31 protein-coding genes are annotated in these 23,908 nt (G+C 66.9%); 8 read left to right on the top strand and 23 right to left on the bottom strand.

Annotated features, from left to right (window positions below):
* Positions 1-35: 35 nt before the first annotated feature.
* The 3 genes from LQZ87_RS13010 to LQZ87_RS13020 all read right to left on the bottom strand — a co-directional run bounded on the left by LQZ87_RS13010 (position 36) and on the right by LQZ87_RS13020 (position 2,638).
* A complete protein-coding gene (locus tag LQZ87_RS13010; RefSeq protein ID WP_230103871.1) occupies positions 36-938 on the bottom strand; it encodes a glutamate ABC transporter substrate-binding protein in 903 nt (300 codons plus the stop codon).
* 56 nt (positions 939-994) lie between these two features.
* A complete protein-coding gene (locus LQZ87_RS13015; protein WP_230103872.1) occupies positions 995-1,744 on the bottom strand; it encodes an amino acid ABC transporter ATP-binding protein in 750 nt (249 codons plus the stop codon).
* A gap of 81 nt (positions 1,745-1,825) precedes the next feature.
* Positions 1,826-2,638, bottom strand: a complete 813-nt coding sequence (locus LQZ87_RS13020) for an RNA methyltransferase (protein WP_230103873.1) — start codon at positions 2,636-2,638, stop codon at positions 1,826-1,828.
* A gap of 117 nt (positions 2,639-2,755) precedes the next feature.
* On the opposite strand from LQZ87_RS13020, the gene LQZ87_RS13025 reads away from it, so the two are divergent.
* Positions 2,756-3,175 carry a DUF2809 domain-containing protein gene (locus tag LQZ87_RS13025; RefSeq protein ID WP_230103874.1) on the top strand — a complete coding sequence of 140 codons (420 nt, stop codon included), beginning with the start codon at positions 2,756-2,758 and terminating at the stop codon, positions 3,173-3,175.
* Positions 3,176-3,228: 53 nt separating this feature from the next.
* On the opposite strand, the gene rplT is transcribed toward LQZ87_RS13025, so the two are convergent.
* The 3 genes from rplT to infC all read right to left on the bottom strand — a co-directional run bounded on the left by rplT (position 3,229) and on the right by infC (position 4,557).
* On the bottom strand, positions 3,229-3,615 hold the full coding sequence (gene rplT, locus LQZ87_RS13030) for a 50S ribosomal protein L20 (RefSeq protein WP_230103875.1): 387 nt from the start codon (positions 3,613-3,615) through the stop codon (positions 3,229-3,231).
* A gap of 31 nt (positions 3,616-3,646) precedes the next feature.
* Entirely contained in the window at positions 3,647-3,844 is a 198-nt protein-coding gene (gene rpmI, locus LQZ87_RS13035; protein ID WP_230103876.1) for a 50S ribosomal protein L35, read from the bottom strand.
* A 71-nt stretch (positions 3,845-3,915) separates the two neighbouring features.
* Positions 3,916-4,557 carry a translation initiation factor IF-3 gene (infC, locus tag LQZ87_RS13040; RefSeq protein WP_230103877.1) on the bottom strand — a complete coding sequence of 214 codons (642 nt, stop codon included), beginning with the start codon at positions 4,555-4,557 and terminating at the stop codon, positions 3,916-3,918.
* Positions 4,558-4,795: 238 nt separating this feature from the next.
* On the opposite strand from infC, the gene LQZ87_RS13045 reads away from it, so the two are divergent.
* Positions 4,796-5,182: a DUF1844 domain-containing protein gene (locus tag LQZ87_RS13045; RefSeq protein WP_230103962.1), complete on the top strand. Its 387-nt coding sequence runs from the start codon at positions 4,796-4,798 to the stop codon at positions 5,180-5,182.
* Between the two features lies 1 nt (position 5,183).
* On the opposite strand, the gene LQZ87_RS13050 is transcribed toward LQZ87_RS13045, so the two are convergent.
* The 6 genes from LQZ87_RS13050 to LQZ87_RS13075 form a co-directional block, all read right to left on the bottom strand.
* The gene (locus LQZ87_RS13050; RefSeq protein ID WP_230103878.1) at positions 5,184-6,002 is read right to left on the bottom strand and encodes an SseB family protein; all 819 of its coding nucleotides are present in this window, start codon (positions 6,000-6,002) and stop codon (positions 5,184-5,186) included.
* Positions 5,986-6,732: a bifunctional 1-(5-phosphoribosyl)-5-((5-phosphoribosylamino)methylideneamino)imidazole-4-carboxamide isomerase/phosphoribosylanthranilate isomerase PriA gene (gene priA / locus LQZ87_RS13055; RefSeq protein WP_230103879.1), complete on the bottom strand. Its 747-nt coding sequence runs from the start codon at positions 6,730-6,732 to the stop codon at positions 5,986-5,988. Before priA ends, LQZ87_RS13050 begins: the two co-directional genes overlap by 17 nt.
* A gap of 90 nt (positions 6,733-6,822) precedes the next feature.
* The gene (gene hisH, locus LQZ87_RS13060; RefSeq protein ID WP_230103880.1) at positions 6,823-7,452 is read right to left on the bottom strand and encodes an imidazole glycerol phosphate synthase subunit HisH; all 630 of its coding nucleotides are present in this window, start codon (positions 7,450-7,452) and stop codon (positions 6,823-6,825) included.
* A complete protein-coding gene (gene hisB / locus LQZ87_RS13065; protein ID WP_230103881.1) occupies positions 7,449-8,072 on the bottom strand; it encodes an imidazoleglycerol-phosphate dehydratase HisB in 624 nt (207 codons plus the stop codon). Before hisB ends, hisH begins: the two co-directional genes overlap by 4 nt.
* Complete coding sequence (locus LQZ87_RS13070) at positions 8,069-9,163, bottom strand: histidinol-phosphate transaminase (RefSeq protein ID WP_230103882.1); 1,095 nt, start codon at positions 9,161-9,163, stop codon at positions 8,069-8,071. The genes hisB and LQZ87_RS13070 overlap by 4 nt, the downstream gene beginning before the upstream one ends.
* 13 nt (positions 9,164-9,176) lie before the next feature.
* On the bottom strand, positions 9,177-9,539 hold the full coding sequence (locus tag LQZ87_RS13075) for a LysM peptidoglycan-binding domain-containing protein (protein WP_230103883.1): 363 nt from the start codon (positions 9,537-9,539) through the stop codon (positions 9,177-9,179).
* A gap of 263 nt (positions 9,540-9,802) precedes the next feature.
* On the opposite strand from LQZ87_RS13075, the gene lexA reads away from it, so the two are divergent.
* Positions 9,803-10,489, top strand: coding sequence for a transcriptional repressor LexA (lexA, locus tag LQZ87_RS13080; RefSeq protein WP_230103884.1), 687 nt, complete (start codon positions 9,803-9,805; stop codon positions 10,487-10,489).
* Positions 10,490-10,604: 115 nt separating this feature from the next.
* On the top strand, positions 10,605-12,488 hold the full coding sequence (locus LQZ87_RS13085; protein ID WP_230103885.1) for a prolyl oligopeptidase family serine peptidase: 1,884 nt from the start codon (positions 10,605-10,607) through the stop codon (positions 12,486-12,488).
* A 21-nt stretch (positions 12,489-12,509) separates the two neighbouring features.
* On the opposite strand, the gene smpB is transcribed toward LQZ87_RS13085, so the two are convergent.
* The 4 genes from smpB to prfB form a co-directional block, all read right to left on the bottom strand.
* Complete coding sequence (gene smpB, locus LQZ87_RS13090; RefSeq protein WP_230103886.1) at positions 12,510-12,986, bottom strand: SsrA-binding protein SmpB; 477 nt, start codon at positions 12,984-12,986, stop codon at positions 12,510-12,512.
* A gap of 59 nt (positions 12,987-13,045) precedes the next feature.
* Positions 13,046-13,963: a permease-like cell division protein FtsX gene (gene ftsX / locus LQZ87_RS13095; RefSeq protein WP_230103887.1), complete on the bottom strand. Its 918-nt coding sequence runs from the start codon at positions 13,961-13,963 to the stop codon at positions 13,046-13,048.
* Positions 13,960-14,940 carry a cell division ATP-binding protein FtsE gene (gene ftsE, locus LQZ87_RS13100; protein WP_230103888.1) on the bottom strand — a complete coding sequence of 327 codons (981 nt, stop codon included), beginning with the start codon at positions 14,938-14,940 and terminating at the stop codon, positions 13,960-13,962. The genes ftsX and ftsE overlap by 4 nt, the downstream gene beginning before the upstream one ends.
* 69 nt (positions 14,941-15,009) lie before the next feature.
* A complete protein-coding gene (gene prfB / locus LQZ87_RS13105; protein ID WP_230103889.1) occupies positions 15,010-16,122 on the bottom strand; it encodes a peptide chain release factor 2 in 1,113 nt (370 codons plus the stop codon).
* Between the two features lie 45 nt (positions 16,123-16,167).
* Here prfB and LQZ87_RS13110 point away from each other — a divergent pair, with 45 nt between their 5' ends.
* The 3 genes from LQZ87_RS13110 (at position 16,168) to LQZ87_RS13120 (ending at position 19,057) form a co-directional block, all read left to right on the top strand.
* Positions 16,168-16,962, top strand: coding sequence for an endo alpha-1,4 polygalactosaminidase (locus tag LQZ87_RS13110; RefSeq protein ID WP_230103890.1), 795 nt, complete (start codon positions 16,168-16,170; stop codon positions 16,960-16,962).
* Between the two features lie 64 nt (positions 16,963-17,026).
* Positions 17,027-18,250: an MFS transporter gene (locus tag LQZ87_RS13115; protein WP_230103963.1), complete on the top strand. Its 1,224-nt coding sequence runs from the start codon at positions 17,027-17,029 to the stop codon at positions 18,248-18,250.
* Positions 18,251-18,298: 48 nt separating this feature from the next.
* Entirely contained in the window at positions 18,299-19,057 is a 759-nt protein-coding gene (locus LQZ87_RS13120) for a LysM domain-containing protein (protein WP_230103891.1), read from the top strand.
* A 5-nt stretch (positions 19,058-19,062) separates the two neighbouring features.
* Here LQZ87_RS13120 and LQZ87_RS13125 read toward each other — a convergent pair whose 3' ends face one another.
* From LQZ87_RS13125 to LQZ87_RS13145, 6 genes are all read right to left on the bottom strand, one after another.
* On the bottom strand, positions 19,063-19,479 hold the full coding sequence (locus tag LQZ87_RS13125) for a pilus assembly protein TadG-related protein (RefSeq protein ID WP_230103892.1): 417 nt from the start codon (positions 19,477-19,479) through the stop codon (positions 19,063-19,065).
* Complete coding sequence (locus LQZ87_RS13130; protein WP_230103893.1) at positions 19,479-19,934, bottom strand: TadE family protein; 456 nt, start codon at positions 19,932-19,934, stop codon at positions 19,479-19,481. Before LQZ87_RS13130 ends, LQZ87_RS13125 begins: the two co-directional genes overlap by 1 nt.
* A complete protein-coding gene (locus LQZ87_RS13135) occupies positions 19,903-20,304 on the bottom strand; it encodes a TadE/TadG family type IV pilus assembly protein (protein ID WP_230103894.1) in 402 nt (133 codons plus the stop codon). The genes LQZ87_RS13130 and LQZ87_RS13135 overlap by 32 nt, the downstream gene beginning before the upstream one ends.
* A gap of 139 nt (positions 20,305-20,443) precedes the next feature.
* Positions 20,444-20,602 (bottom strand): zf-TFIIB domain-containing protein, encoded by a 159-nt coding sequence (locus LQZ87_RS15255; protein WP_363317989.1) that lies wholly within the window; start codon positions 20,600-20,602, stop codon positions 20,444-20,446.
* Between the two features lie 135 nt (positions 20,603-20,737).
* Positions 20,738-21,415 (bottom strand): DUF4145 domain-containing protein, encoded by a 678-nt coding sequence (locus LQZ87_RS13140; RefSeq protein ID WP_230103895.1) that lies wholly within the window; start codon positions 21,413-21,415, stop codon positions 20,738-20,740.
* Between the two features lie 78 nt (positions 21,416-21,493).
* Complete coding sequence (locus LQZ87_RS13145; protein ID WP_230103896.1) at positions 21,494-22,351, bottom strand: FRG domain-containing protein; 858 nt, start codon at positions 22,349-22,351, stop codon at positions 21,494-21,496.
* A 133-nt stretch (positions 22,352-22,484) separates the two neighbouring features.
* On the opposite strand from LQZ87_RS13145, the gene LQZ87_RS13150 reads away from it, so the two are divergent.
* Positions 22,485-22,964, top strand: a complete 480-nt coding sequence (locus tag LQZ87_RS13150; RefSeq protein WP_230103897.1) for a hypothetical protein — start codon at positions 22,485-22,487, stop codon at positions 22,962-22,964.
* Positions 22,965-23,056: 92 nt separating this feature from the next.
* Here the strand turns inward: LQZ87_RS13150 and LQZ87_RS13155 are convergent, their stop codons facing one another.
* The gene (locus tag LQZ87_RS13155; protein WP_230103898.1) at positions 23,057-23,878 is read right to left on the bottom strand and encodes a hypothetical protein; all 822 of its coding nucleotides are present in this window, start codon (positions 23,876-23,878) and stop codon (positions 23,057-23,059) included.
* Between the last annotated feature and the right edge of the window lie 30 nt (positions 23,879-23,908).

Below are 23,908 nucleotides of genomic sequence, written 5' to 3' on the forward strand. Positions count from 1 at the left end.
GGGCGGCCGGTCAGACCGCCCCGCATCGCGGTTCGTCAGTCGACAGCCGGCTGCTCGACTTCGATGCCCGACTGACCGAGGGTCGCGTCGAAGATCGCCTGCCAGGTGTCGCCGCCGTCGGTGAACAGCGTGTTGATGTGCTCCTGAAGAGCGGTGTCGCCCTTCGGGAGGCCGACGCCGTAGCGCTCCTCGGTGAAGAGGCCGTCGAGCAGTTTCACGTCGTCGGGGTACTGAGCGGCGTAGCCGATGAGGATCGCAGCGTCCGTGGTGACCGCGTCGACCTTGCCGCTGATGAGGTCCTCGACGCAGGCGGAGTAGACGTCGTACTCCTCCGTCTTGATCTCCGGGTAGTTCTCCTTGATGTTGGAGATCGGCGTGGACCCGGTAGCGGAGCAGACGGTCATGCCGTTGAAGTCGGAGACGTCGCCTACTTCGGTCATCTCGCTGTCAGCGGCGACGAGGAAGCCCTGGCCCGTCACGAAGTAGGGACCGGCGAAGTCGATCTGCTCCTTGCGGGAGTCGGTGATCGAGTACGTGCCGACGTAGTAGTCGATGTCGCCGTTCACGAGGGCCTGCTCGCGGTTGGCGGATGCGATCGGCTCGTAGGTGATGTCGCTCTCCTCGAATCCGAGGGATGCGGCGATCCAGCGTGCGATCTCGATGTCGAAGCCGCTGCGCTCGTTCGTGGTCGCGTCGAGGTAGCCGAGGTTGGGCTGGTCCTCCTTGACACCGATGATCGGACCGCCGCGCTCGACCATGGCGTCGAACGTCGGGCTGCCTTCGAGCTGGACGTCCTGCGCCACCTCGTATGCGGGAGCGTCTCCTTCATCGCCGCCGTCCCCTCCGGGGATCGTCGGGCTGCCGCTGTTGCAGGCGGTCAGGGCGATCAGCGCTGTGGCAGCGATTCCGATGCCCGCCAGTGTCCGTGTGCGTCGCATGTGCGTCTCCTTCGTGTGCTGTGTGTGACTGCGTGAGTTTCGTGTACGGGAGGTGGTCAGTGGGTGAGGAGCTTCGACAGGAAGTCCTTGGCGCGATCGCTCTTCGGGGTCGTGAAGAACTCCTCCGGGGTCGCCTCTTCGACGATCTGCCCGTCGGCCATGAAGACGACGCGATCGGCCGCCTTGCGCGCGAATCCCATCTCGTGGGTGACGACGATCATCGTCATGCCCTCCTTGGCGAGCTGCACCATGACGTCGAGCACCTCGTTGATCATCTCGGGGTCGAGCGCGCTGGTCGGCTCGTCGAAGAGCATGACCTTCGGCTGCATCGCGAGGGCCCGGGCGATCGCGACGCGCTGCTGCTGACCGCCCGACAGCTGAGCGGGGAGTTTGGATGCCTGCTGGGCGACGCCCACGCGCTCGAGGAGCGCCATCGCCTCCTTGTCGGCATCGGCCTTCTTCAGTCCGCGGACCTTGATCGGGCCGAGCGTCACGTTCTCGAGGATCGTGAGGTGAGCGAACAGGTTGAACGACTGGAAGACCATCCCGACGTCGGCGCGCAGCTGCGCCAGGCCCTTGCCCTCGGCGGGCAGCTCCTTGCCGTCGATCGAGATCACACCGCTGGTGATGGTCTCGAGGCGGTTGATCGTGCGGCACAGAGTCGACTTGCCGGAACCCGACGGGCCGATCACGACCACGACCTCACCCTTGTTGACGGTGAGGTTGATGTCTTTCAGGGCCTGGAACTCGCCGTAGTGCTTCTGAACGTTGTCGACGACGACAAGAGGTGTACCAGTCTCGGTCATGTGCCCACACTAGAAGCACACGGCCTCGGGAACCAGCATCCGCCACCGCGGGTTATCGAGTTGTAACCGACCCGAAACGTGTCAGTGCGCGTCGACGGCCCGCTGCGTGAAGGCGCTCTCGTACAGGCACACGCTGGCCGCCGTGGCGAGATTGAGCGACTCCGCCCGGCCGAAGATCGGCAGCTTCAGCACGTGATCGGCAAGGTCGAGCGCGCGCTCCTCGAGCCCGTGCGCTTCATTCCCGAACAGCCACGCCGTCGGCCCAGAGAGCACACCGTCGGCGCGGGCCTGAAGCAGGTCGTCGCCCTTCACGTCGGCCGCGAGCACGCTCATGCCGGCCTCGTGGGCGCGCTTGACGACGTCCTCGAGGTCACCGCTGACGGAGACGGGCAGGTGGAAGAGCGATCCGGTGGTCGATCGGACGACCTTCGGGTTGTACGGATCCACCGTGCGCCCGGTGAGGACGACGGCGTCCGCGCCGGCGGCATCCGCTGCTCGGATGATCGTCCCGAGATTTCCGGGGTCGCGCACCTCTTCGCAGATGGCGATGAGGCGCGGTGAGGACGCGAAGATGTCGCGCACCGACGTCGGGATCTGGCGGGCGACGGCGATGACGCCCTGCGGCGTGACGGTGTCCGCCATCGCGTTGAGCACGTACTCCGTGACGAACTCGAGGTTCACGGAGTGGGCGGTGGCTGCGGCCCGAAGGTCGGGATGCTTCTCCCACCCCGTCGGTGTCGCGAACAGCTCGACGACGGCATCCGGTCGGTACGAGAGCGCCTCGCGCACCGCCTGCGGGCCCTCGAGCAGGAACAGACCGGTGTCCGTTCTGGCGCTGCGCTTGGTCAGCTTCGCAACGGCGCGGACACGCGGGGACCGGGGATTCTCCAGCACGGCTCCAGTCTAGAGGGATCACGGGGCGACGCCCGATGAACGTCGCGCACCGTTCACTTTCTCGCGGCTGGCGCCTTCTCGCGGCGATCATGCAGTCTGCTCGAATAGAGTCCCGGCGTGCCGCCCACTGCGCAGCGATCAGCAGGTCGACGTCGACTCACCGTCGTCGTCATCGCTGTGGCGACCGTGATCGCCGGTCTTCTCCTCCACCGTTTCGCCTCCGGTGTCATCGGCGACGTCACGGGCGACGCGCTGTACGCGCTGCTCGTCTACCTGCTGATCGTGCTCATGCTCCCGCGCCGGACTCGCTCTCTGTGCGCGGCCCTCGCCATCCTGTTCTGCACGGCCGTCGAGTTCCTCCAGCTCACGGACATCCCGGCGAAGGCCACCGCCCTTGTCCCGCCCGCCGCGCTGGTGCTTGGCGCAGGGTTCGATCAGCGGGATCTTCTCGTGTACGCGTTCGCCGTCGTCGGCGCGATGCTGCTCGACGTTCTCATCTCCCGGTTGCTGCGCCGACGCGCTCTGCGTACGCCGTGAGATGCCGAAACGGGCGCCCTCCAGAAGGAGAGCGCCCGTTTCAGGAAGGATGCTTACGCAGCCGACTTCGGCGCGTTGACGTCCGAAGGCAGGCCCTTCTTGGCCGTCTCGACCAGCGACGCGAACGTGGCCGGCTCGTTGACCGCGAGCTCAGCGAGCATACGACGGTCGACCTGGACGCCCGCGAGGCCGAGGCCCTGGATGAAGCGGTTGTACGTGATGCCGTTCTGGCGGGCAGCGGCGTTGATGCGCTGGATCCAGAGGCGACGGAAATCGCCCTTGCGCTTGCGACGGTCACGGTACGAGTAGACCAGGGAGTGGATGACCTGCTCCTTGGCCTTGCGGTACAGGCGCGAACGCTGACCGCGGTAGCCGGAGGCGCGCTCGAGGATGACGCGACGCTTCTTGTGGGCGTTTACCGCCCGCTTGACTCTTGCCATTTTCGTGTATTCCTATTCGTGCGTTCGGCGCTCAGCCGCGACCGAGAAGCTTCTTGGCGACCTTGGTGTCGTTGGGCGACAGGACCTGATCCTGGTTGAGGCGGCGGGTGCGTCGGCTCGACTTGTGCTCGAGGTTGTGGCGCATGCCGGCCTGCTGCTTCTTCAGCTTGCCGCTGCCGGTGATCTTGAAGCGCTTCTTGGCACCCGAGTGGGTCTTCTGCTTCGGCATCTTCTCTTCCTTCGTGTGGCGCCTTCTCAGGCGACGTTGTCAACCCGCAGTGCGGGAGTAATGGGAGCGGATCACTCCGCTTCGGCGGTCTCGGTCTCTTCGACCTTCGAGTCGCGAGCCGCCTGCTTGTTCGCGGCGCGGGCAGCGTTCTGCTCTGCCTTGGCCTCGGACTTGTTCTTCAGCGGAGCCACGACCATGACCATGTTGCGACCGTCGATGGTCGGGTTCGACTCGACGGTTCCGAGCTCCGCGACGTCCTCGGCGAACTTGCGCAGCAGACGAACGCCCTGCTCGGGACGCGACTGCTCACGACCGCGGAACAGGATCATGGCCTTGACCTTGTCGCCGGCCTTGAGGAAGCCCTCGGCGCGCTTGAGCTTCGTCGTGTAGTCGTGAGCCTCGATCTTCAGACGGAAGCGCACTTCCTTGAGGATCGTGTTCGCCTGATTGCGGCGAGCTTCCTTCGCCTTCTGGGCAGCCTCGTACTTGAACTTGCCGTAGTCCATGATCTTGACCACGGGCGGCTTCGAGTTCGGGGCGACCTCGACGAGATCGAGGTCGGCTTCCTGCGCGAGTCGGAGCGCGACCTGGATGGCGACGACGCCGATCTGCTCACCCGCGGGGCCGACGAGGCGGACCTCGGGGACGCGGATGCGCTCATTGGTACGGGGATCGCTGATGCGGAACTCCTTAGACGATGGGGATTCAGCCAACGCGACGCTCTCTGCGACGCACTGCGAAAAAGGAGTTACTGCCCCACCCGCCGACATTCAGACGTCGGCTTCGCACCCTGAACATCGGACACGATCCGATCTACCGGCGTGAACCGGCGGAGTGCAAGACCCGGTAGCCTTGAACGGCAAGCGCGGGTGGGAAGTGAATCCTCTTTCGATCCGAAGCATTACGCTCCGGAGCCCGGCACAGTCTAACAGAAGGCAAGGCGAAGTGACGATTCCGGCCCACGACCACGGTCACGACGAGCGCAACGAGCGCTGGCAGCAGCAGGAGGAGGCCGCATCGGCCGCCACGCGCGACATCGCGGATGTCCCCGCCGTCGAAGTGATCACCACCGCAGCGGTCCATCTGATGAGCGCGGCCGCGGTGAAGCTCGGCCTCGCCGACGACCCCGACTCTCAGCTCGACCTCGACGAGGCCCGAAAGCTGATCAACGCGCTGGCGGGTCTCATCACAGCCGGCGCCCCCGAGATCAGCGACATGCACGCCCGATCGCTCCGGGACGGACTGCGGTCGCTGCAGCTGGCCTTCCGCGAAGCATCCGCGATCCCCGACCCGATCGGCAAGGGCCCCGGCGAGAAGTGGACCGGGCCGGTCAACTGACTCAGGCAGCGCGGCGGAGCTTGACCGTGAGGGAATCCGCGAGCACCGCGATGCGGTCATCCGCCGACCACCGCTGAGCCAGCCGGGCGAGGACGGCATCCAGCACGTCTCGTTCGAGACCGTCGACGAGGTCGAGGATCACGACGAGCTCCGGGCCGCGCAGTCGCGCGTCCGGGTCACCGGGCGCGACGGCGATGTCGATCACGGCGAGCTCGTGCGCGATGCTCTCCTGCAGTGCGGTGAAGACCTCCGGTGAGAGGAAGCTCGGCTCCCAGGCGTGCCCCTGCGCGATCGCCCATACGGCGGGGCGCCGGATGACGAACTCGGTCTCCGCGGTCGGATCGAGCACGATCAGATCGGTGTCCTCCGACGACGCCGCCAGGGCCGCACGCACAGCCTCGACCGGGATCGGGCGTGCTGCGGCATCCCAGGTCTGCATCGCCGTCACCGATGAGAACACCGGCTGGACCTTGCGCCCATCAGGGGCGGCGACGGTGACGATGGACAGCTCCTGGGTCTTGTCGACGGCAAGACCGCTGGGCGCGACGCCCTCCTCCCCCTTCTCGGCGATGAGGGGTATCAGGACTCGAGCAGAACGGAAGGCGTCGACGACCTCGACCTGCGAGCCCTCACCCGCGCGGAAGCGGAGCAATGCGTCGAGCAGGGCCGGGTCTGCCGAGCCGTCGTCAGCGGAGTGCGGGTTGGACTCGAAGCTGCGCCCCTCCCACGGGACACCGGCCGAATCGCCGGCCCCGACGGTCGACGCGGAGTCTCCGTCGCCGTGACCGTGACCGCAGGCGTCGTCAGTCGCCGGCGACATCCAGTGCCTCTGCCAGCGTGAACGCGCCGGCGTAGAGAGCCTTGCCGACGATCGCGCCTTCGACGCCAAGCGGTACGAGTTCGCGAAGCGCCGCGATGTCGTCGAGGCTCGAGATGCCTCCCGACGCCACGACGGGCTTCGGCGTACGAGAGGTGATCTCGCGCAGCAGGTCGATGTTCGGGCCGCGCAGCGTGCCGTCCTTGGTGACGTCGGTCACGACGTACCGGCTGCAGCCGGCGTCCTCGAGCCGTGCGAGCACCTCCCACAGGTCGCCGCCCTCCTTCGTCCAGCCGCGCGCGGCGAGGGTCGTGCCGCGCACGTCGAGACCGACGGCGACGGCCTCGCCGTAGCGACTGATGACGTCGGACGCCCATTCGGGGTTCTCGAGCGCGGCCGTGCCGAGATTGATCCGCGCTGCGCCGCTCTCGAGCGCGGCCTCAAGGCTGGCGTCGTCACGGATGCCGCCGGAGAGCTCGATGTTGACGTCGCGGTGCTGCTTGATGACCTTGCGCAGGATCGCCGTGTTGCTTCCGCGCCCGAAGGCCGCGTCGAGGTCGACGAGGTGGATCCACTCCGCCCCCTGGTCGACCCATTCACGAGCCGCGTCGAGCGGGTCGCCGTAGCTGGTCTCCGACCCGGCCTCGCCCTGCGTCAGACGAACCGCCTTGCCACCGGCGACGTCGACAGCCGGAAGAAGGGTGAGCTTGGGGGTGGACGCGAAGTCGTTCATGTCATCCTCGGGTGGGTGAAGTGCGCCGAAAGGCGAGCACGAGATCCGAGAGTAGCCCGGCTCGATGCAGGGTTCAAAACGTCGACGTCATCAGAGGCTGTCGACCCAGTTCCGGAGCAGCCGGATGCCGGCGTCGCCGGACTTCTCGGGGTGGAACTGCGTCGCCGAGAGCGGCCCGTTCTCGACGGCTGCGAGGAAGGGCTCGCCGTAGGTCGTCCAGGTGAGCTTGGGCTCCGGGAACGGCGCGATGACGTCGAGCTCCCACTTCTGCGCTGCGAAGGAGTGCACGAAGTAGAAGCGCTCCTCCTCGATGCCGCGGAACAGGACGCTGCCCTCATCCGGCGTCACCGTGTTCCAGCCCATGTGCGGCAGGACGGGCGCGTTGAGTTCGGTGACGGTGCCCGGCCATTCGCCGAGGCCATCGACGTTCTGGCCGCGTTCGACGCCGTGCTCGAAGAGCACCTGCATACCGACGCACACGCCGAGCACCGGGCGCCCTCCGGCCAGACGCCGGTCGATGATCTCGTCGCCGCCCTGCGCGAGCAGAGCCGCCCGAACGGCGGCGAACGCGCCGACACCGGGGACGAACAGCCCGTCAGCCTCAAGCGCCTCCGCGCGGTCACCGGTGAGTCTCGCGTCCGCGCCGGCCGCGGCCAGCGCCTTGACGGCGGAGTGGACGTTGCCGGAGCCGTAGTCGTATACGACGACGGTGCGAGTCACAGTGCGCCCTTCGTCGACGGGATCCCGTCGACGAGCGGATCGAGCGACTTCGCCTGACGGAACGCACGGGCGAACGCCTTGAACTCCGCTTCGGCGATGTGGTGCGGATCGCGACCGCCGAGCACGCGGACGTGCACGCTGAGTCCGGCGTTGAAGGAGATCGCCTCGAACGCGTGGCGCACCAGAGAACCGGTGAAATGTCCGCCGATGAGGTGGTGCTCGAATCCTTCGGGCTCGCCGGTGTGCACGAGGTAGGGGCGGCCGCTGATGTCGACGACCGCCTGAGCGAGCGCCTCGTCGAGCGGGACGAGCGCATCTCCGTATCGCGAGATGCCCGACTTGTCTCCGAGCGCCTCGAGGATCGCCTGGCCGAGCACGATCGAGACGTCTTCCACCGTGTGGTGAGCGTCGATGTGCGTGTCGCCGGATGCTCGGACGGTGAGGTCGGTGAGCGAGTGCTTCGCGAACGCCGTGAGCATGTGGTCGAAGAACGGCACCGACGTGTCGATGCGGCTCTGCCCCGTGCCGTCGAGGTTCAGTTCGAGTTCGACGGTCGACTCGGACGTGCTGCGGGTTCGCTGCGCGGTGCGGGAAGCCTCGGCAGTTCGGGAAGCGCTCATGAGCCCGAGTCTATCGACGCCAGCGCGTCGAGGAACGCCGTGGTCTCGGCCTCGGTCCCCGCCGTCACGCGCAGGTGGTTGGGGATGCCCACGTCGCGGACCAGCACTCCGCGCTCGTAGAGCGCTTCGAACGTCGCGCGCGGGTCGGGCACACCACCGAAGAGGACGAAGTTCGACCAGGACTCGTGCGGCTGATAGTCGAGTGCCTCGAGGGTCGCGGTGATGCGATCGCGCTGCTCGACGATCTCATCCACCATGCCGAGCATGATGTCAGCATTTCGCAACGCCGCCACTGCGGCAGCCTGCGTCAGTGCACTGAGGTGGTACGGAAGCCGGACGAGTCGCAGAGCGTCGATGAAGGCCGGGTCGGCCGCGAGGTAGCCCACCCGCGCTCCCGCGAAAGCGAACGCCTTGCTCATGGTCCGCGATACGGCCAGACGCGGGCGCCCTTCGAGCAGTGTGAGTGCGGAAACGGCATCCCGGGGCGCGAACTCCTGGTACGCCTCGTCCACCACGACGATGCCGCTCGTCGCCTCGTAGACGGCCTCGACCACATCGAGGTCGAGTGGCGTTCCCGTCGGGTTGTTCGGCGAGCAGAGCATGACGATGTCGGGGGCGGCCTGCCGAACCTGGGCGGCCGCCTCATCCGGCGTGATCGTGTAGTCGGCTTCACGCTGGCCCGCCACCCACTGAGCACCGGTGCCCTGCGCGATCAGGGGGTACATGGAGTACGTCGGCGCGAACCCGAAGACCGTGCGGTTCGGTCCGCCGAAGGCTTGCATGATGTGCTGCAGCACCTCATTCGAACCGTTGCCGGCCCAGATCTGCTCGGGGGCGAGGTTGTGGCCGAGGTACTCGGCAAAGGCCTCGCGCAGCGTCGTGAACTCCCGGTCCGGGTAGCGGTTCACCTCGCGTAGAGCCACCGCGATGTCATCCAGGATGTCGCTTGCGACCTCGTCGGGTACGGGGTGGGTGTTCTCATTGACGTTGAGGGCGACAGGCAGTGGAGCCTGAGGAGCGCCGTACGGAGTGAGGCCGCGAAGATCGTCGCGGAGGGGCAAGTCACCGAGGGAAGCAGTCACCCTTCCCATGCTAACGGTGGGATCAGTCGGCGTACTCGGCGGGGATCGCGAGCTCCTGGCCCACCTGCAGAGACTGCCCGCCCAGCATGTTGAGGCTCTCAATGCCGCTGATCACCTTACGCGGGTCCGCGTACGGAGCCACGGACTCCGCGATCGACCAGAGCGTGTCGCCCGGCATCACCGTCACGGTCTCGAAGCTGGCGGTCACGGTCGCTTCGCCCGAGGCGATCGCCGAGCCGCCGCTGATCGCAGCGAAGCCGATGCCGACTGCCAGCGGGAGTGCCGCCAGAGCGACCAGCACCCGACGACCGCGCGTCGTCAACCGGAGCCGCGTTGCAGTGCGTGCGGGACGGATGGACGGGGCGGCGATGCTGATGGTGCTCATGGGACTCTCCTCTGCCTCTTTGGCGTAGCGTTCGCATTCACCGCTCGGCCGGGAGCGATGGATGCGAAGCTACGTTCCGAATCTATCTTCGAATTCGAACATCTGTCAAGACTTCTTCGAAATCGGATCCCAGCACCTGCCGACACGCTCGAACAGATCTTCCGATTTCGGCTGTTTCTCGGATACGGTTTCGATAACGACACCCCACCACGGGCCACCGACATTCGAAGAGCAGCCCCGGAATCGCGCACGAAGGAGCCACCATGAGCGACAACTCCGCCACCGACGCCGAGGCGCCTCGCACTCGTCGGCGCAAGAATCTCAGCGCCAAGCAGATGGCCATCCTCGAGGTGATCCAGACGTCGATCGCGAAGCACGGCTATCCGCCGAGCATGCGTGAGATCGGCGACGCGGTCGGGCTCAAGTCGCTCTCCAGCGTCACCCACCAGCTCGGGCAGCTCGAGCTCAGCGGCTATCTGCGTCGCGACCCCGGCAAGACGCGCGCGATGGAGGTGCTCATCGACCTGCCGGGCACCAGCGGGGAGAACCCTGCCGACTCCAGCACGCCCGTCGGGGACGCGGCGATGGTTCCGCTGGTTGGGCAGATCGCCGCCGGCGTCCCCATCACGGCGGAGCAGCAGGTGGAGGAGATCTTCCCGCTTCCCCGCCAACTCGTGGGCAAGGGCGATCTGTTCATGCTCAAGGTCTCGGGCGAATCGATGATCGATGCAGCGATCTGCGACGGCGACTGGGTCGTCGTCCGCACGCAGAACACGGCGGAGAACGGTGAGATCGTCGCTGCGATGCTCGACGGCGAGGCGACGGTCAAGACGTTCCGGCAGCGCGACGGCCACACGTGGCTGCTCCCCCGCAACACATCATTCGAGCCCATCCTCGGCGACGACGCCGTCGTGCTCGGCAAGGTCGTGGCCGTGCTCCGCGCGGTCTGACGTCGCGGCATCCATCGATAGCGCGGAAACCGCCCTCTCCCGCTCTCGGGAAGGGCGGTTTCTGCGTTGTCGGCTGCCGGGCGCGGACGTCCGAGGTCCCGAATAGGCTCGAGACATGCCCCAGCCGCACGCGACGTCACCCTACGGGACCTGGTCGTCCCCGTTCACGGCGACGAGCATCGCCTCGTCCGCGCCGCGCATCGACGGCGCCCGCTTCGTCGGCGACGAGATCTGGTGGGGCGAATCGATTCCTGCCGATGGTGGCCGTGTCACCGTGCGCAGCTCGACCGGTGACGCACTGCTGCCCGCCCCGTGGAGCGCCCGGTCTCGCGTGCACGAGTACGGTGGCGGCGCGTGGACGGCGGATGCCGACGGCACGCTGTTCTTCGTCGATGCGAAGGACCAGCGGGTGTACCGAATGCCACGGGGCGCAGAGCCCGCGCCGCTCACACCCGCCGCCCAGGGCGGCGCAGGCCCGAGCCACGGCGGTCTCCGTCTCCAGAACGGTCGTCTTCTCGCGGTCCGTGAGGATGCGACCGCGACACCGCACCTGCGCGGGATCGTCGAGATCCCGACAGACGGTTCGGCGGCTGCGGACGAGACCGCCATCCGCGTCCACATCCAGGGCACCGCGTTCTTCGCGCATCCCGCACTGTCGCCGGACGGCACCAGGATCGCCTGGGTGGAATGGTCCGGACGCCGTATGCCGTGGCAGGCGGCGTGGTTGCGGGTCTCGTCAGGGGACGACGCATTCGCGAACGTGCGCACGCGAGCGGCCCTGCAACCGGAATGGGCGAGCGACACCGAGCTGCTCTACGCCGACGACCCAGGGGGGCGCTGGGCTCTGCACCGGCTGAAGCTCGACGGTCTCCGCGCGTCGGAGCCGGAGCCGATCGCGCCCGCTGACGCCGATACCGGCTACGGCCTCTGGGTGCTCGGCAACCGGTGGTATCAGCCGCTCCCCGACGGTCGGATCGTCGCGGTGCGGACGAACGGGTCCGACGAGGTCGTCGTGATCGACCCCGACGGCTCCGTCCGCACCCTGGAGGTTCCGGCCACTGCGCACGTCAGCGTCGACGACGTCTCCGGCGCGCGCGTGCTGCTCTCGGGTGGAGGCGCGACCGTGAACGCCGGGTTGTGGTGCGTCGACGCGGATTCTGGTCAGGTCGCCCGCATCCGCGGAGGCGCAGCGACGGATGAGGCGTGGATGCCCCCGGCCGGTCAGCTCACGATCGACGGCGCCCACGGGCCGGTGCACGCTTTCGACTACGCGCCGGCGAATCCCACGTCATCCGCACCATCCGAGGAGTTGCCGCCCTACATCGTGTTCGTGCACGGCGGCCCGACTGCGCACGTCGCAGGTGCGGCGTCCGCCGCCATCGCGTATTACACGAGTCGCGGCATCGGCGTGCTCGATGTGAACTACGGCGGCTCGACCGGCTACGGGCGCGACTATCGCGAGCGCCTCGACCACCAGTGGGGCATCGTCGATGTCGACGATGTGCTCGCTGCTGCCCGTGGTCTCGCGGCATCCGGCCGGGCGGATCCGGCTCGCATCGCGATCCGCGGCAGCTCCGCCGGAGGATGGACCGTGCTGTCGGCCCTGGTGCGAGGCGGAGTCTTCGCCGCCGGCATCAGCCGCTACGGCGTGGCGGATCTGCGGATGCTGGCCCAGGACTCGCACGACTTCGAGAAGCACTACATCGACGGGCTCGTCGGTGCGCTCCCCGATGCCGAGGACGTATACATCGATCGATCGCCGCTCACGCATGCGGACCGCATCGATGTGCCCGTCCTGCTGCTGCAGGGTGAGGACGACCGCGTCGTCCCGCCGTCTCAGTCGCAGGCCATCCGCGACGCGTTGGCCGCACGCGGCATCCCGCACGAGTACGTGCTGTACCCGGGTGAGGGCCACGGCTTCCGGCGAGCGGAGACGATCGTCGACGCTCTCGAGCGAGAGCTCGCGTTCCTGGGGCAGGCGTTCGGGTTCGAGGCCTGAACTCTCGCCCGCTGAGGAGTGCTACTCCCCCATGCGGTTGCGCAGCCGCATGGCGCGCTCTGCCTCACGGGTGTCCTGACGCTCACGAAGCGTCTGGCGCTTGTCGAACTCGCGCTTGCCCTTCGCCAGGGCGATCTCGACCTTCGCGCGGCCGTCGAGGAAGTAGAGCTTCAGCGGCACGATCGTGTACCCGCCGGCCGAGACGGCGTGCTCGAGCTTCTGGATCTCTTCGCGGTGCATCAGTAGCTTGCGCACGCGCTTGGCCGAGTGGTTCGTCCAGTGTCCCTGCGAGTATTCCGGAATGTGCACGGAGTCGAGGAAGATCTCGCCCGCCTTGATGAACGCGTACCCGTCCGAGAGGTTCGCGCGCCCCTGGCGCAACGACTTCACCTCGGTACCGGTGAGCACCAGCCCCGCCTCGTACGACTTCTCGATGTTGAAGTCGTGACGGGCTCGGCGATTGGTCGCGATGACCTTCTCCCCGCGTTCCCTGGGCATGATTCTCTCCTGTGCATCCTGTCGTACGGCCAGCCCTCCACCCTACAACAGAGCGGATGCTACGTACGAAGCCAGCGACGAATCGCGAAGCCGGCGGAGAGTGCAGCCAGGATCACTCCGATCGCGATCAGGATCGGCACGACGATGAGTGCGTCCTGCATGCTCACCCAGGTGGTGATGAACGGCACGCGCCCCTTCAGGTAGCCCTCGACTCCGAAGTGCATTCCCGCGATCACCGCACCGCTCGCGAGGACGGAGCCCAGGAAGGCGGCGAAAACGCCCTCGAGGATGAACGGCGTCTGGATGAAGCGGTTGGAGGCGCCGACGAGGCGCATGATCCCGATCTCCTTGCGCCGGGCATATGCCGAAAGTCGAATGGTCGTCGCGATGAGCAGGACCGCGGCGATCAGCATGAGCGCGGCGATGCCGACGGCTATGTACGTCGCCACCGTGAGCGCGGAGAAGAGAGGTTCGAGGTATTGGAGTTGATCCAGGACCTCCTCGACGCCGTTCACTCCGCTGAAGGCCTCAACGATCACCTGCGACTGACCTGGGTCCTTGAGCGTCACCCAGAAGCTGTCGAACATCTGGTCCTCGGTGAGCACGCTCGCCTGCTCGTCACCGAGCTGGTCGACGAGCTTCGCGTATGCCTCGGCCTTCGTCTCGAAGCGGACATCCGTGATCAACGAGTTCAACGCGGGGCCTGCGAGCTCGGCGCGCACCTGTTCGACCTGATCCTCGGTGGCCGCGCCGTCGATGCAGGTCTCCTCGGTGTCGGACACCGTCGAGCACATGTAGACCGCGACCTGCGCGCGCTCGGTCCAATAGTCGCGCATCGTGCTGATCTGACCCTGCATGAGGATCGCCGCGCCCACGAACGTCAGCGAGACGAACGTGACGAGCACGACGGAGATCACCATCGAGATGTTGCGACGGAGGCCTCCGAGGGCCTCCAACAGAATCAGTCCCACTCTCACGAGGTCGGCCCCACTTCGTCGTCATCGTCCGCAGCCGACAGGCCGAGGCGGTCGGCCATGCCGAGTTCGGCGACGTCGACCTCGGGGAGCACGATCGGATGCGTGCGGGGAGCGGCCGGTGCCGCCGGCTCGGCAGGTGTCTCGGCATCCCGCGCCGCCTTCATGGAGGCGAGCATCTCAGCCGTGAGCGGCTCGAGGGACTCGGTCTCGCGCTGCACCTCCTGCACGGCGGTGAGCGCGGCGGTCGCGGCGGCGCCGCGTTCCTCCTCCGGGACGAGTTGAGGGATCATCGAGCGGTCGCCGTAGCCGCCGTGCGTCTCGTCGCGCACCATCTCGCCGTCGCGAAGCTCGATGACCCGGCGCCGCATCTGGTCGACGAAGGCAGCCTCGTGCGTGGCCATCAGCACCGTCGTGCCGCCGGCGTTGATGCGCGCGAGCAGCTGCATGATGTCGACCGAGGTGGCTGGGTCGAGGTTTCCGGTCGGCTCGTCGGCGAGCAGCACCTGGGGTCGGTTGACGAGAGCGCGCGCGATCGCGACGCGCTGCTGCTCGCCACCGGACAGCTCGTGCGGCATCCGCTTCTCCTTGCCCTCCAGGCCGACCAGGGCGAGAGCCTCTGGAACGGCCTGCTGCACGAAACCGCGCGAGGAGCCGGTGACCTGCAGGGTGAAGGCGACGTTCTGGAACACGGTCTTGGTCGACAGCAGGCGGAAGTCCTGGAAGACCGACCCGATGTGCCGACGGAAGTACGGGACCTTCCGGTTGGCGAGTGTCCTGAGGTCGCGGCCGAGGACGGCGACGCGACCGGTGGTGGGGACATCCTCGCGGAGGATCAGCCGGAGACAGGACGACTTTCCCGATCCGGATGCTCCGACGAGGAAGACGAACTCGCCCCGCTCGACTTCGAAGTCGACCCCGGCGAGGGCCGGTCTCTTCGTACCGCGGTAGCGCTTGGTGACGTTCTCGAACCGAATCATGGCCTTACGAGCCTAAGCGCGGGTTCGCGCCTGACCGCGAGCGACACCCTGTCTGGAGCGGCCGTGAGATCAGTCGTCGTCGTCTTTGCGCTTGCGCCAGCGGATGCCCGCCGAGATGAAGTCGTCGAGGTCGCCGTCGAACACTGCGGCGGGGTTGCCGGACTCCTGGCCGGTGCGCAGGTCCTTGACGAGCTGCTGGCCGTAGAGGAAGTAGGAGCGCATCTGATCGCCCCAGCTCGCGGTGATGTTGCCGGCGAGCTCCTTCTTCTTCGCAGCCTCTTCTTCCTTCTGCAGCAGCAGGAGGCGGGTCTGGAGCACGCGCATCGCAGCAGCGCGGTTCTGGATCTGCGACTTCTCGTTCTGCATCGAGACGACGATGCCGGTCGGAAGGTGCGTGAGGCGCACGGCGGAGTCGGTGGTGTTGACGGACTGACCACCAGGGCCGGAGGAGCGGAAGACATCGACGCGGATGTCGTTCTCGGGGATGTCGACCTCGGTGGCTTCTTCCATCAGCGGGATGACCTCGACCGCCGCGAAGCTGGTCTGGCGCTTGTCGGCAGAACCGAACGGGCTGATGCGAGCAAGACGGTGCGTCCCGGCTTCTACGGACAGCGTGCCGAACGCGTACGGCGCCTCGATCTCGAAGGTCGCGGACTTGATGCCTGCGCCCTCGGCGTAGGACGTGTCCATCACCTTGACCGGGTACTTGTGCTGCTCGGCCCACCGCAGGTACATGCGCATGAGCATCTCGGCGAAGTCCGTGGCGTCGTCGCCGCCGGCACCGGAGCGGATCGTGACGATCGCGCTGCGGTCGTCGTACTCGCCGTCGAGGAGCGTCTGCACCTCGAGCTGATTCATGACGTCGGTGAGAGCGGCGAGCTCGGCGCGCGCCTCGGCGGCGGAGTCCTCGTCCTCCATCTCGTTGGCGAGATCGACGAGTACCTCCAGGTCATCGAGCCTCTGCCCGATCTCGTTGACCCGCTTGAGCTCGGCCTGCTTGTGACTGAGCGCGCTGGTGACCTTCTGCGCCTTGTCCGGGTCATCCCAGAGATCGGGCGCGCCCGCCTCTTCGCTGAGCCGTGCGATATCGGCCTGGAGTCGGTTGACATCGACGACCTCGCTGATGTCGCCGTATGTGTGCCTGAGCGCCTGAATATCGGCGGAGAGATCGAGTTCGAGCATGACGCTTCAGCCTACCGTGCCCACGCCGGACGGATAGCCTGAAGTGTGCGCCGACCGATCGGAGCCGTGCTCGCGGCCATCGTCCTCCTGCTGAGCGGTTGCGCGGCGGCCACGGACGCACCGGCCGCGCCTCCCCCGGACGCTGCCTTCGACTACCAGCTCGGAGGCGGCTACGAGCCGGATGCCGCGATCGCCGTCGTCGTCCGAGATCGCACCGACGCCCCGGATCCTGATCGCTACTCCATCTGCTACGTGAACGCGTTTCAGACGCAGCCGGGCGAACAGGACGACTGGCCGAGCGAGGCCCTGCTCACCGATGAGGCGGGAGACGTCGTCATCGACCCCGACTGGCCGGACGAGGCGCTGCTCGACATCAGCGACGACGCTGCGGCCGATCTGGTCATCGACCGGGTGGGCAACTGGATCCGCGGCTGCGGGACGGACGGCTTCGACGCGGTGGAGTTCGACAACCTCGACTCGTTCACCCGCTCGGGCGGTGCGATCACACTCGACGACGCCGTCGCGGTCGCTCGAGACCTCGTCGCCATCGCGCATGACGCAGGTCTCGCCGCCGGCCAGAAGAACGCGGCGGAGCACACCACCGTGCTCCACGACGAGGCCGGCTTCGACTTCGCTGTCGCAGAGGAGTGCGCCGCATACGACGAATGCGCCGCCTACACCGACGTGTACGAGTCCATACTCGATATCGAGTACACCGATCAGCTGCCGAAGCCGTTCGCCGAGCTCTGCGCCCAACAGGACACTCCGCCGACGGCGATTCTCCGCGATCGGGACCTCGCCCGTCCAGACGAGAGCGGCCACGTGTACGAATCGTGCTGACCGCGGAGCGGAGTAGCGTGGCGGGGTGAGCAGTGCATCCACGGTCCTCAGGCAGTTCGGGCCGATGGTGTACCTGCCCACCATCCTCTTCTCGATGGGCGAGGGCGCGGTCATCCCTCTGATCCCCGTGATCGCGGCGAACATGGGCGCTGATGTCGCGGCCGCGGCACTCGTCGCCTCGGCGCTCGTCGTCGGCCAGCTGTGCGGCAACCTGCCCGCCGGCTGGGCGGTGGCCCGCATCGGCGAGCGCTTCACGATGGTCATCGCCGGCGTCATCTCCATGGCCGCTGTGATCGGGATGGTACTGGCTCCGGTGATCGCCGTATTCGCGGCATCCGTCTTCCTGCTCGGGTTCTGCGCCGCCGCCTTCGGCCTCGCCCGGCACGCGTTCATGACGACGCGCGTGCCGTTGGAGTTCCGCGCCCGCGCGCTGTCGCTGCTGGGCGGGAGCTTCCGCCTCGGCGTCTTCGTCGGCCCGTTCGTCACTGCCCTTCTGCTGCAGGTGTTCGGCGACGAGCACGCCGCGATCTGGTTCTTCCTCGCCTGCCTGGTCGTCATGGTGGTGCTCGTGCTGTTCGGTCCGGATCCGGAGAAGACCATCGCGCCGCTGTCGAACTCGACACCGCTCGCGGAGGACTCCGGCGAGGCGGTGAGCGGCTCGATCCCGACGTTCGAGCGGGTGGGTATCTTCCGCACCATGTGGCGCTTCCGCGGCGTTCTCGGGCGATTGGGTCTGGCCGCGGCATCCCTGTCGGCGGTCCGATCGGCGCGCCAGGTCGTCCTGCCGCTGTGGGGCGTCTCACTCGGCCTCGATGCGCAGACGATCGCGCTGGTCGTCGGCGTCTCCGGTGCGATCGACTTCGCCCTGTTCTACGCCAGCGGCCAGGTGATGGACCGCTTCGGCAGGCTGTGGGCGGCGATGCCGGCGATGGTGCTGATGGGCGCCGGGTTCCTCGCCTTGGCGTTCACGCACGACGGCGACGCGGCCGTGCTCTGGTTCGGGATGCTGGCGGCCGTGCTCGGCGTAGGCAACGGGCTCTCCAGCGGCATCCTGCTCACCCTCGGTGCCGATGTCGCGCCGAAGCACGACCCGGCTCCCTTCCTCGGTTCGTGGCGGACCTTGACCGATGCCGGTGGCGCGGCTGCGCCGCTGATCGTCTCCGCGGTGACCGCGGTCTCCTCGTTGTCTGCGGCCGCCGGGCTGATGGGCGCCGTGGGGCTGCTCGGCGCGCTCGGGTTCATCCGCTGGATTCCGCGGTTCAGCCCACGGCGAGAACCACCCGCCTAACTGCGATCCAGCGCTACGTTCCGGCGTCGGTCTGTCAGTATGGGCGCCATGACCAGCACAACCAAGCTCGCGACGACGCTGGCCGCGCTCGCGTTGGCTGTGACCGCGCTGGCCGGCTGCACCGCCACCGCTGCGCCCACGAACACCGAACAGACTCCCAAAGCCTCCCCTGCGGCGGCTGCCGTCGAAGGCGAACCGGCGCCGACCGCGACGGGCTGCCCCACGGCCCCCATCAAGCTCTTCAGCGACGGGCCTGAGCTGGCAGGTGAACTGACCGACACCGGCATCCGCGAATACGCCGTCGGCGAGCCGACGCTGAACGCCGAGGGGCAGATCGTCTCCTACACCGTCCAGTCCGGAGACGCGGTCGAGGCCATCGCCACCCGCTTCTGCATCGACTCCTCCTCCTTCGGCACGTACAACAAGGTGACCTACTGGGCGATGCAGCCGGGCGACGTCCTGGTGCTCAGGCCCGACCCAACCGTTCCCTGGGCGCCCCAGACGGACGAGGAGATGGTCGCTGTCTCCTGCGCCGCCGGATACAAGAACGGAATCGACATGAGCAACGGCGCCGCCCGCGTCAAGGGCCTGATCGCCGACTTCGGCGCGACCGCTGGCGCGAACGGCACCGTCAACCGCGACGCTGACGGTGAGATCGAGAACTACACCGCCGCCGCCGGGGACAACCTCCCCGCTGTCGCTGACCGCTTCTGCTTCGACGCGGACGAACTGGCCGCGTACAACAAGACCGGCCTGAACCTCGACGTCGGTGCCGTCGTGGTGCTGCGGCCTCCGTTCGAGGGTTGACGCCGCTAGCGAAGCGCCGTGCGACTCGTGGCTGTCGCCTCGAGGCCGACGCCTGCGGGGACGAAGGCGGAGACGAGCGGCGGATGCCAGTCGATCGCCACGGTGACCCGGGCGGAGACGCCGTCCGGCGCTGAGGCCGACACCAGGTGCGCACCGGAAGCGATCGCATCCACCACAGCGGCGGCCTGCTCCCGCACACCGTCGTCGGTGAGCTCGGCACGCACGCCCTCCCCCTCGACCACGAGTGTGAAACCGTCCGCTCCGGCGAGCGCGGCGGCATCCGCCAGCGAATCAAGACGCTTCTGCGCGATGTACAGATCTGTTGCGCACGTGCACACGAAGACCACGGCGAGCGCGAGAACGACGTAGCCGAGCAGCAGAGGGAGGATGCTTCCCTCATCGTCACAGCGTTCCCGGGGCATCATTCCTCACCCCACAGGCGGGACACCTTCTGCGCTGCGGCCGCCTCCAGCGGGATCTGCGTTGCACGATCGAGTCCGAAGATGCTCGGCACGAACGGCAATGACACGTGCGTGCTGACGGTGACGATCACCGTGGCGCCCGGTGTCGGACACTCCGCACCGGCGGGGGTGCAGGTCACCGAGACCGCGACGTTCTCGGCATCCATGCCGTATTCGTCGATGACGCTCGCGAGCACCGCATCGCCGCGGTCCGCCGCGTCGGCTGCGCTCTCCGCCTGGCCGATCACCCGCGCCGTGTGGCGGGCTGCCGCCTCGGCTCCGAGCAGCGTCTCCTGGACTGCGCCGAGTGCGAGGACGAGATACGCGAGCGGGACGAGGAGGATCACACCGATCGTGATGAACTCGAGCGCCGCCGAGCCCTCGTCATTCCTCGCCCAGTGATTCCATCGGCGCATGCGCATCCACCTCCAGCCCGTATGGGATGCCGAGCAGGCCGATGACCGGCAGGGTGGTGCGGACGGTGACGACAGCGGTCGGGTAGCCGAGCCTGTCGCTCTGCGAGACGGCGATGTCTCCGGCGAACCCGTCTCCGACCGCTCGGACGATGGACGCTCTAGTGCGCTCAGCGCCGTCGTCGAGCGTGGTGTCGGCGAGCGCGGCGTAGTGCGCGCCCTCCACCGCCGCATCGTGCACCACGTTCCTGACGTAGACGGCGAAGCCGAGCTGGAGGACAGCGAGTGTGAGCGTCGTCAGGAGAGCGCCGACGAGCACGAAGTCCACGGGTCCGGACCCGCGGTCATCCCCCGCCGCCGACCACCGCCTCATCTCACAGCCCGGACACCCGTGAGATCGCCTGCTCGAACAGTCCGGTCAGGGCGGGCCCGGCCACGGCCCAGATCAGAACGACCAACCCGGTCACAACGTTTATGGCGCAATAGGCGCTATTCCCGCGTCATTCCGCACCTCAGGCAGGCCGCTCGGCCCCGCATTCTGGACAACGCCACACCGGAACTCCGTCGATCTCCGCCGGTTCCATCTGCTGCAGGCAGGTCGGGCAGTTAGGCGTGCTCAAGAGGGCATCGCGCTCAAGGCGCAGCCGACGATGGCGCTCCAGGTCATCCATCCGAGCAGGGTACCCCCTACCCCACCGAAACGGATTTTTGGACCGCCAGACGCCGGAGTCCGCTTTCGCACACTCAGGAAGTTTTGAAAGATCGCGGTCGCTCAGTTACCAGAGACCGAGACGGGCTCAGTGGCCTCACTCCCGCCCTTCAGCCCGTCGTGCGCGTCGGCGTTCGAGCCGAGTAGGGACGCCGTATACCTGATCGAGGACGTCATCCATGATGTCAAGAATGTCGAGCGCGTCGCCTCCGGAAACCACGGTCGTTGCGAAGTCACCGTGTGCCATGTCGTTGCCGATGAATCGCACTTCGTGGGCCGATGCCGCTATCTCCGCGCGTACGTGGCCTTGGGCGGCGAGAGCGTCAATCTTCACCTCGAGATTGCGCCCGCTGATCCCCTTCGACTTCGCAGCAGCTTCGATCACTGCACGCGCGAGGATGATCGCACCGCGGTACGCACCGATGCTGTAGCAGCGGTACGCCTCGGTCGCAGATTCCCCAACCGGGCCAGGTACGTCGGCGAAGATCTTGCCGGATGCGCTGACAGGTTCCCAGTACTCTTCCCGTCCTCCAAGCGTCGCTGCAATTTCGTGCGGCTCAGAGTGTTCTCCGAGTAAGCGGTACGGAATCGGCTGCCCCTGCTCATCAAATCCCTGCAAATCGGCATTCTCTCGACCGCCGATCAGCATCCGCACGCAGTTCGCACATTGGTATGCAGCCTCGGCCCTGTGGGTGCGATGGTTGAACCGTGCGCTCCCATCGACGTAGTCCAGGAACGTGATGTGGCCGCAGTAAGGGCATGTCGTGTTGTTCACAGCCAAACCCTAGCGACCCGGTCACGGCGTCCGCACGGCCCCGTACTCCCGTTGTACGTCACCCGGCCGGGAGGGATCTCACGGTCGCTGTTTCCATTCGCCGAAGTCAGTAAACCCTGTGTAGTCCGGGAATAGGATCTTGGCCGTCCGTGAGTACGTCATACGTAAATATGTGAGTAGCTTCGCCTTGACGGCCGCCTTGACGAAGATGGCGACAAACGGCATGTGACGGGGAAGACCAGCCGTGCGGTCACCAGTGAGCAGATTCCGGACTTCGTCGGGGTCGCCTTGGGGTACCGACATCTGGAGACTCGTCAGAGGCGCAGTCGACTGCGTCGGATGAGCACTCGCGATGAAATAGCCCTCCTGGGCTCTCAATCGTGGGTTCGGCATGCTCGAACTTACGATGAACGGGGTATCCAACGCCAAGCCGCGTTCACGCTTGCCTTCCAGTCCGCCAAAGTCGTCGAACGTCACCGGTGGTTGCCCCACGGTCTTGAACACAGTGACAGGTCCGTCTGCTGGAGCCTCGTTATACCAGGGCATATTGATTGCCAGGAGTACGCCGCTGGCAGAGTAACTTCCCCTAGGTTCGTCCGGCGCCGGGGCGGGCACGGTCTGGCTTGCGAACCACAGCGCGGTCATCGGATTGCTTGTGAGATCGATGAGCCGTGTGGGCACGCCGAAGTGCTGGAGATCGGCGAGGAGTTGCAGGTCATCGACGAGCTGCCCGCCCTCCACTCCGAGCCCCCAAGCCCGAGCCTTCTCGAGAATCATGTCCTCGCGCTCGCGAAGCGCGGACTCCGTCACCTCAGTCCCTTCGCCTGACATGAGTCGATGAAGTGATGAGGTGAGGTCAAAATTGCAGTTGGCCTGTCCTCGCCAGGCGAAGCGATGGTTAGTTCCGTGCGTTCCCACACGCGCAATCGCGGTCATCAACTGAGACGCTGTGGCTGCCTCGAAGTACCAACCCGTGTCTCGCCAGACTTGCCCGATTGCCATTGCCGCCCCAATCAGAAACGTCCGCGGTTCGAGACCAACCTACGCTCCCGGGAGTTAAACTCGATACATGTCAGATGACAAGCAATTGTCTACTCGGTCCGTGAAGAGTACGCGCGCCGACGCTATGCGTCGCGCCACGGACGCGTGGTCGCTGAGAATCGCCGGGCACACCTGGGAGCAGGTGGCCCAGAAGGTCGGCTTCAATGACGGCCCGGCGGCACATCGTGCGGTGAAGAACTTCTTCGGCAACGTCCCCACTCCGGCTCACGACGAGCTGCGGATCCTCGCTCGGGCGCGCGGTGAGGTTGTCTTTCGGCAGGCGCTCACGGACGTCCTGGAGCAACGCCCTGGCGCGGTGCGCGCAGCGGTCGCGGTGCTGCAGCGTCAGGCGGCTCTAGACGGGTTGGATGCCCCAACCAAGTCCACGTTGGCGGTCGAGAATCAACACGATATGGACGAGATATTCGAGACGTTGGAGAGAGCGGGAGTGTTCGGGCCGAGGGGGCCGGTAGATCTCTACATTGACGTTGGCGGCGACGCCCAATGACTTCCCTGGCGTGCTTTTAGCGGACGCGCTGCGGGAGATGAACAGCCCCGAGGATCATCCGATTCCCGGGGCTGTTCGCTGCCGTCAGACGGTCACCACGCCGAGACGGCTTCTGCTCTGCGCTGTGCGCGCCATTCAGCGAGGATCGCGTCACGGCGCTGCTCAAACTCGGCGCGGCGATGCTCCGGCGCAAGTCGCGGATCGTCGGTCCAGGTCTCTTCGATGAACGCGACGAGTCCGAGCGCATAGGCCCACGGCTCGGCGCTTCCAGCGTGGTCCGGGTTCTTCGTCTCGGCGTAGAGGCGGAAGTCTGCGGGCGCCTCGTACCCGAGCGACGAGTACCCCGTGGAGCACTCCACGCCCAGCGTGCGCAGCCGATCGATCTTCGGCGGCTCACCTCGCCGCCGCCATGTGGCCGCGCAGCGCGAACACATCGCCGTAGGAGATCCGTCCGGCCAGCGCAGCGACGACGGGGCATCGGTCCAACCGACGCTCACTGAGACCGCACACATGCCGCAGCCGCCCCTCTCGCTCATGGTCGGCCGTGTCTGCTTCTGCACGTCACTCAGGACATCGCGCAGCACGTCGCGATCCTCGTCGCGAACGTGCTTCCACGGCTTGCCGGTCGCTCGCTTGATCTCGTCAGCGCTCGCAGGCTCGAGCACGCGCTCCGCGTACGGCAGTGCTGCGACGACGATGGCTCGTTTCGCTTCGGCCTCCGTCACGTCCGTGTCCGGACCTAGCACGGTGCGAATGATCCCCACGTAGTCGGGCCGCTCGCACGTGTTGCAGAGACGCGTCCAGGCGTGATACGGCGGGACGGCGTTGAAGCGCGTTGCCGTGCGTCCGTCAAGCTGCTGCAGGGAGGTCGGGTTCATCTCGATGTAGCCCTGTGAGCCTTCGTCCGCTTTCACGCGCCGCCCACAGAGTGCGCAGATTGATGC

The sequence above is a fragment of the Microbacterium sp. Bi121 genome (genome assembly GCF_918698005.1).
Classification (GTDB): domain Bacteria; phylum Actinomycetota; class Actinomycetes; order Actinomycetales; family Microbacteriaceae; genus Microbacterium.

Excerpts from the sequence above, each read along its gene's own strand:
- LQZ87_RS13010 (WP_230103871.1), bottom strand. The coding sequence starts at position 938 with ATGCGACGCACACGGACACTGGCGGGCATCGGAATCGCTGCCACAGCG.
- LQZ87_RS13015 (WP_230103872.1), bottom strand. The coding sequence starts at position 1,744 with ATGACCGAGACTGGTACACCTCTTGTCGTCGTCGACAACGTTCAGAAG.
- rplT (WP_230103875.1), bottom strand. The coding sequence starts at position 3,615 with ATGGCAAGAGTCAAGCGGGCGGTAAACGCCCACAAGAAGCGTCGCGTC.
- rpmI (WP_230103876.1), bottom strand. The coding sequence starts at position 3,844 with ATGCCGAAGCAGAAGACCCACTCGGGTGCCAAGAAGCGCTTCAAGATC.
- LQZ87_RS13050 (WP_230103878.1), bottom strand. The coding sequence starts at position 6,002 with ATGTCGCCGGCGACTGACGACGCCTGCGGTCACGGTCACGGCGACGGA.
- priA (WP_230103879.1), bottom strand. The coding sequence starts at position 6,732 with ATGAACGACTTCGCGTCCACCCCCAAGCTCACCCTTCTTCCGGCTGTC.
- hisB (WP_230103881.1), bottom strand. The coding sequence starts at position 8,072 with ATGAGCGCTTCCCGAACTGCCGAGGCTTCCCGCACCGCGCAGCGAACC.
- LQZ87_RS13070 (WP_230103882.1), bottom strand. The coding sequence starts at position 9,163 with ATGGGAAGGGTGACTGCTTCCCTCGGTGACTTGCCCCTCCGCGACGAT.
- LQZ87_RS13075 (WP_230103883.1), bottom strand. The coding sequence starts at position 9,539 with ATGAGCACCATCAGCATCGCCGCCCCGTCCATCCGTCCCGCACGCACT.
- lexA (WP_230103884.1), top strand. The coding sequence starts at position 9,803 with ATGAGCGACAACTCCGCCACCGACGCCGAGGCGCCTCGCACTCGTCGG.
- LQZ87_RS13085 (WP_230103885.1), top strand. The coding sequence starts at position 10,605 with ATGCCCCAGCCGCACGCGACGTCACCCTACGGGACCTGGTCGTCCCCG.
- smpB (WP_230103886.1), bottom strand. The coding sequence starts at position 12,986 with ATGCCCAGGGAACGCGGGGAGAAGGTCATCGCGACCAATCGCCGAGCC.
- ftsE (WP_230103888.1), bottom strand. The coding sequence starts at position 14,940 with ATGATTCGGTTCGAGAACGTCACCAAGCGCTACCGCGGTACGAAGAGA.
- prfB (WP_230103889.1), bottom strand. The coding sequence starts at position 16,122 with ATGCTCGAACTCGATCTCTCCGCCGATATTCAGGCGCTCAGGCACACA.
- LQZ87_RS13115 (WP_230103963.1), top strand. The coding sequence starts at position 17,027 with ATGGTGTACCTGCCCACCATCCTCTTCTCGATGGGCGAGGGCGCGGTC.
- LQZ87_RS13120 (WP_230103891.1), top strand. The coding sequence starts at position 18,299 with ATGACCAGCACAACCAAGCTCGCGACGACGCTGGCCGCGCTCGCGTTG.
- LQZ87_RS13125 (WP_230103892.1), bottom strand. The coding sequence starts at position 19,479 with ATGCCCCGGGAACGCTGTGACGATGAGGGAAGCATCCTCCCTCTGCTG.
- LQZ87_RS13130 (WP_230103893.1), bottom strand. The coding sequence starts at position 19,934 with ATGCGCCGATGGAATCACTGGGCGAGGAATGACGAGGGCTCGGCGGCG.
- LQZ87_RS13135 (WP_230103894.1), bottom strand. The coding sequence starts at position 20,304 with ATGAGGCGGTGGTCGGCGGCGGGGGATGACCGCGGGTCCGGACCCGTG.
- LQZ87_RS15255 (WP_363317989.1), bottom strand. The coding sequence starts at position 20,602 with ATGGATGACCTGGAGCGCCATCGTCGGCTGCGCCTTGAGCGCGATGCC.
- LQZ87_RS13145 (WP_230103896.1), bottom strand. The coding sequence starts at position 22,351 with ATGACCGCGATTGCGCGTGTGGGAACGCACGGAACTAACCATCGCTTC.
- LQZ87_RS13150 (WP_230103897.1), top strand. The coding sequence starts at position 22,485 with ATGTCAGATGACAAGCAATTGTCTACTCGGTCCGTGAAGAGTACGCGC.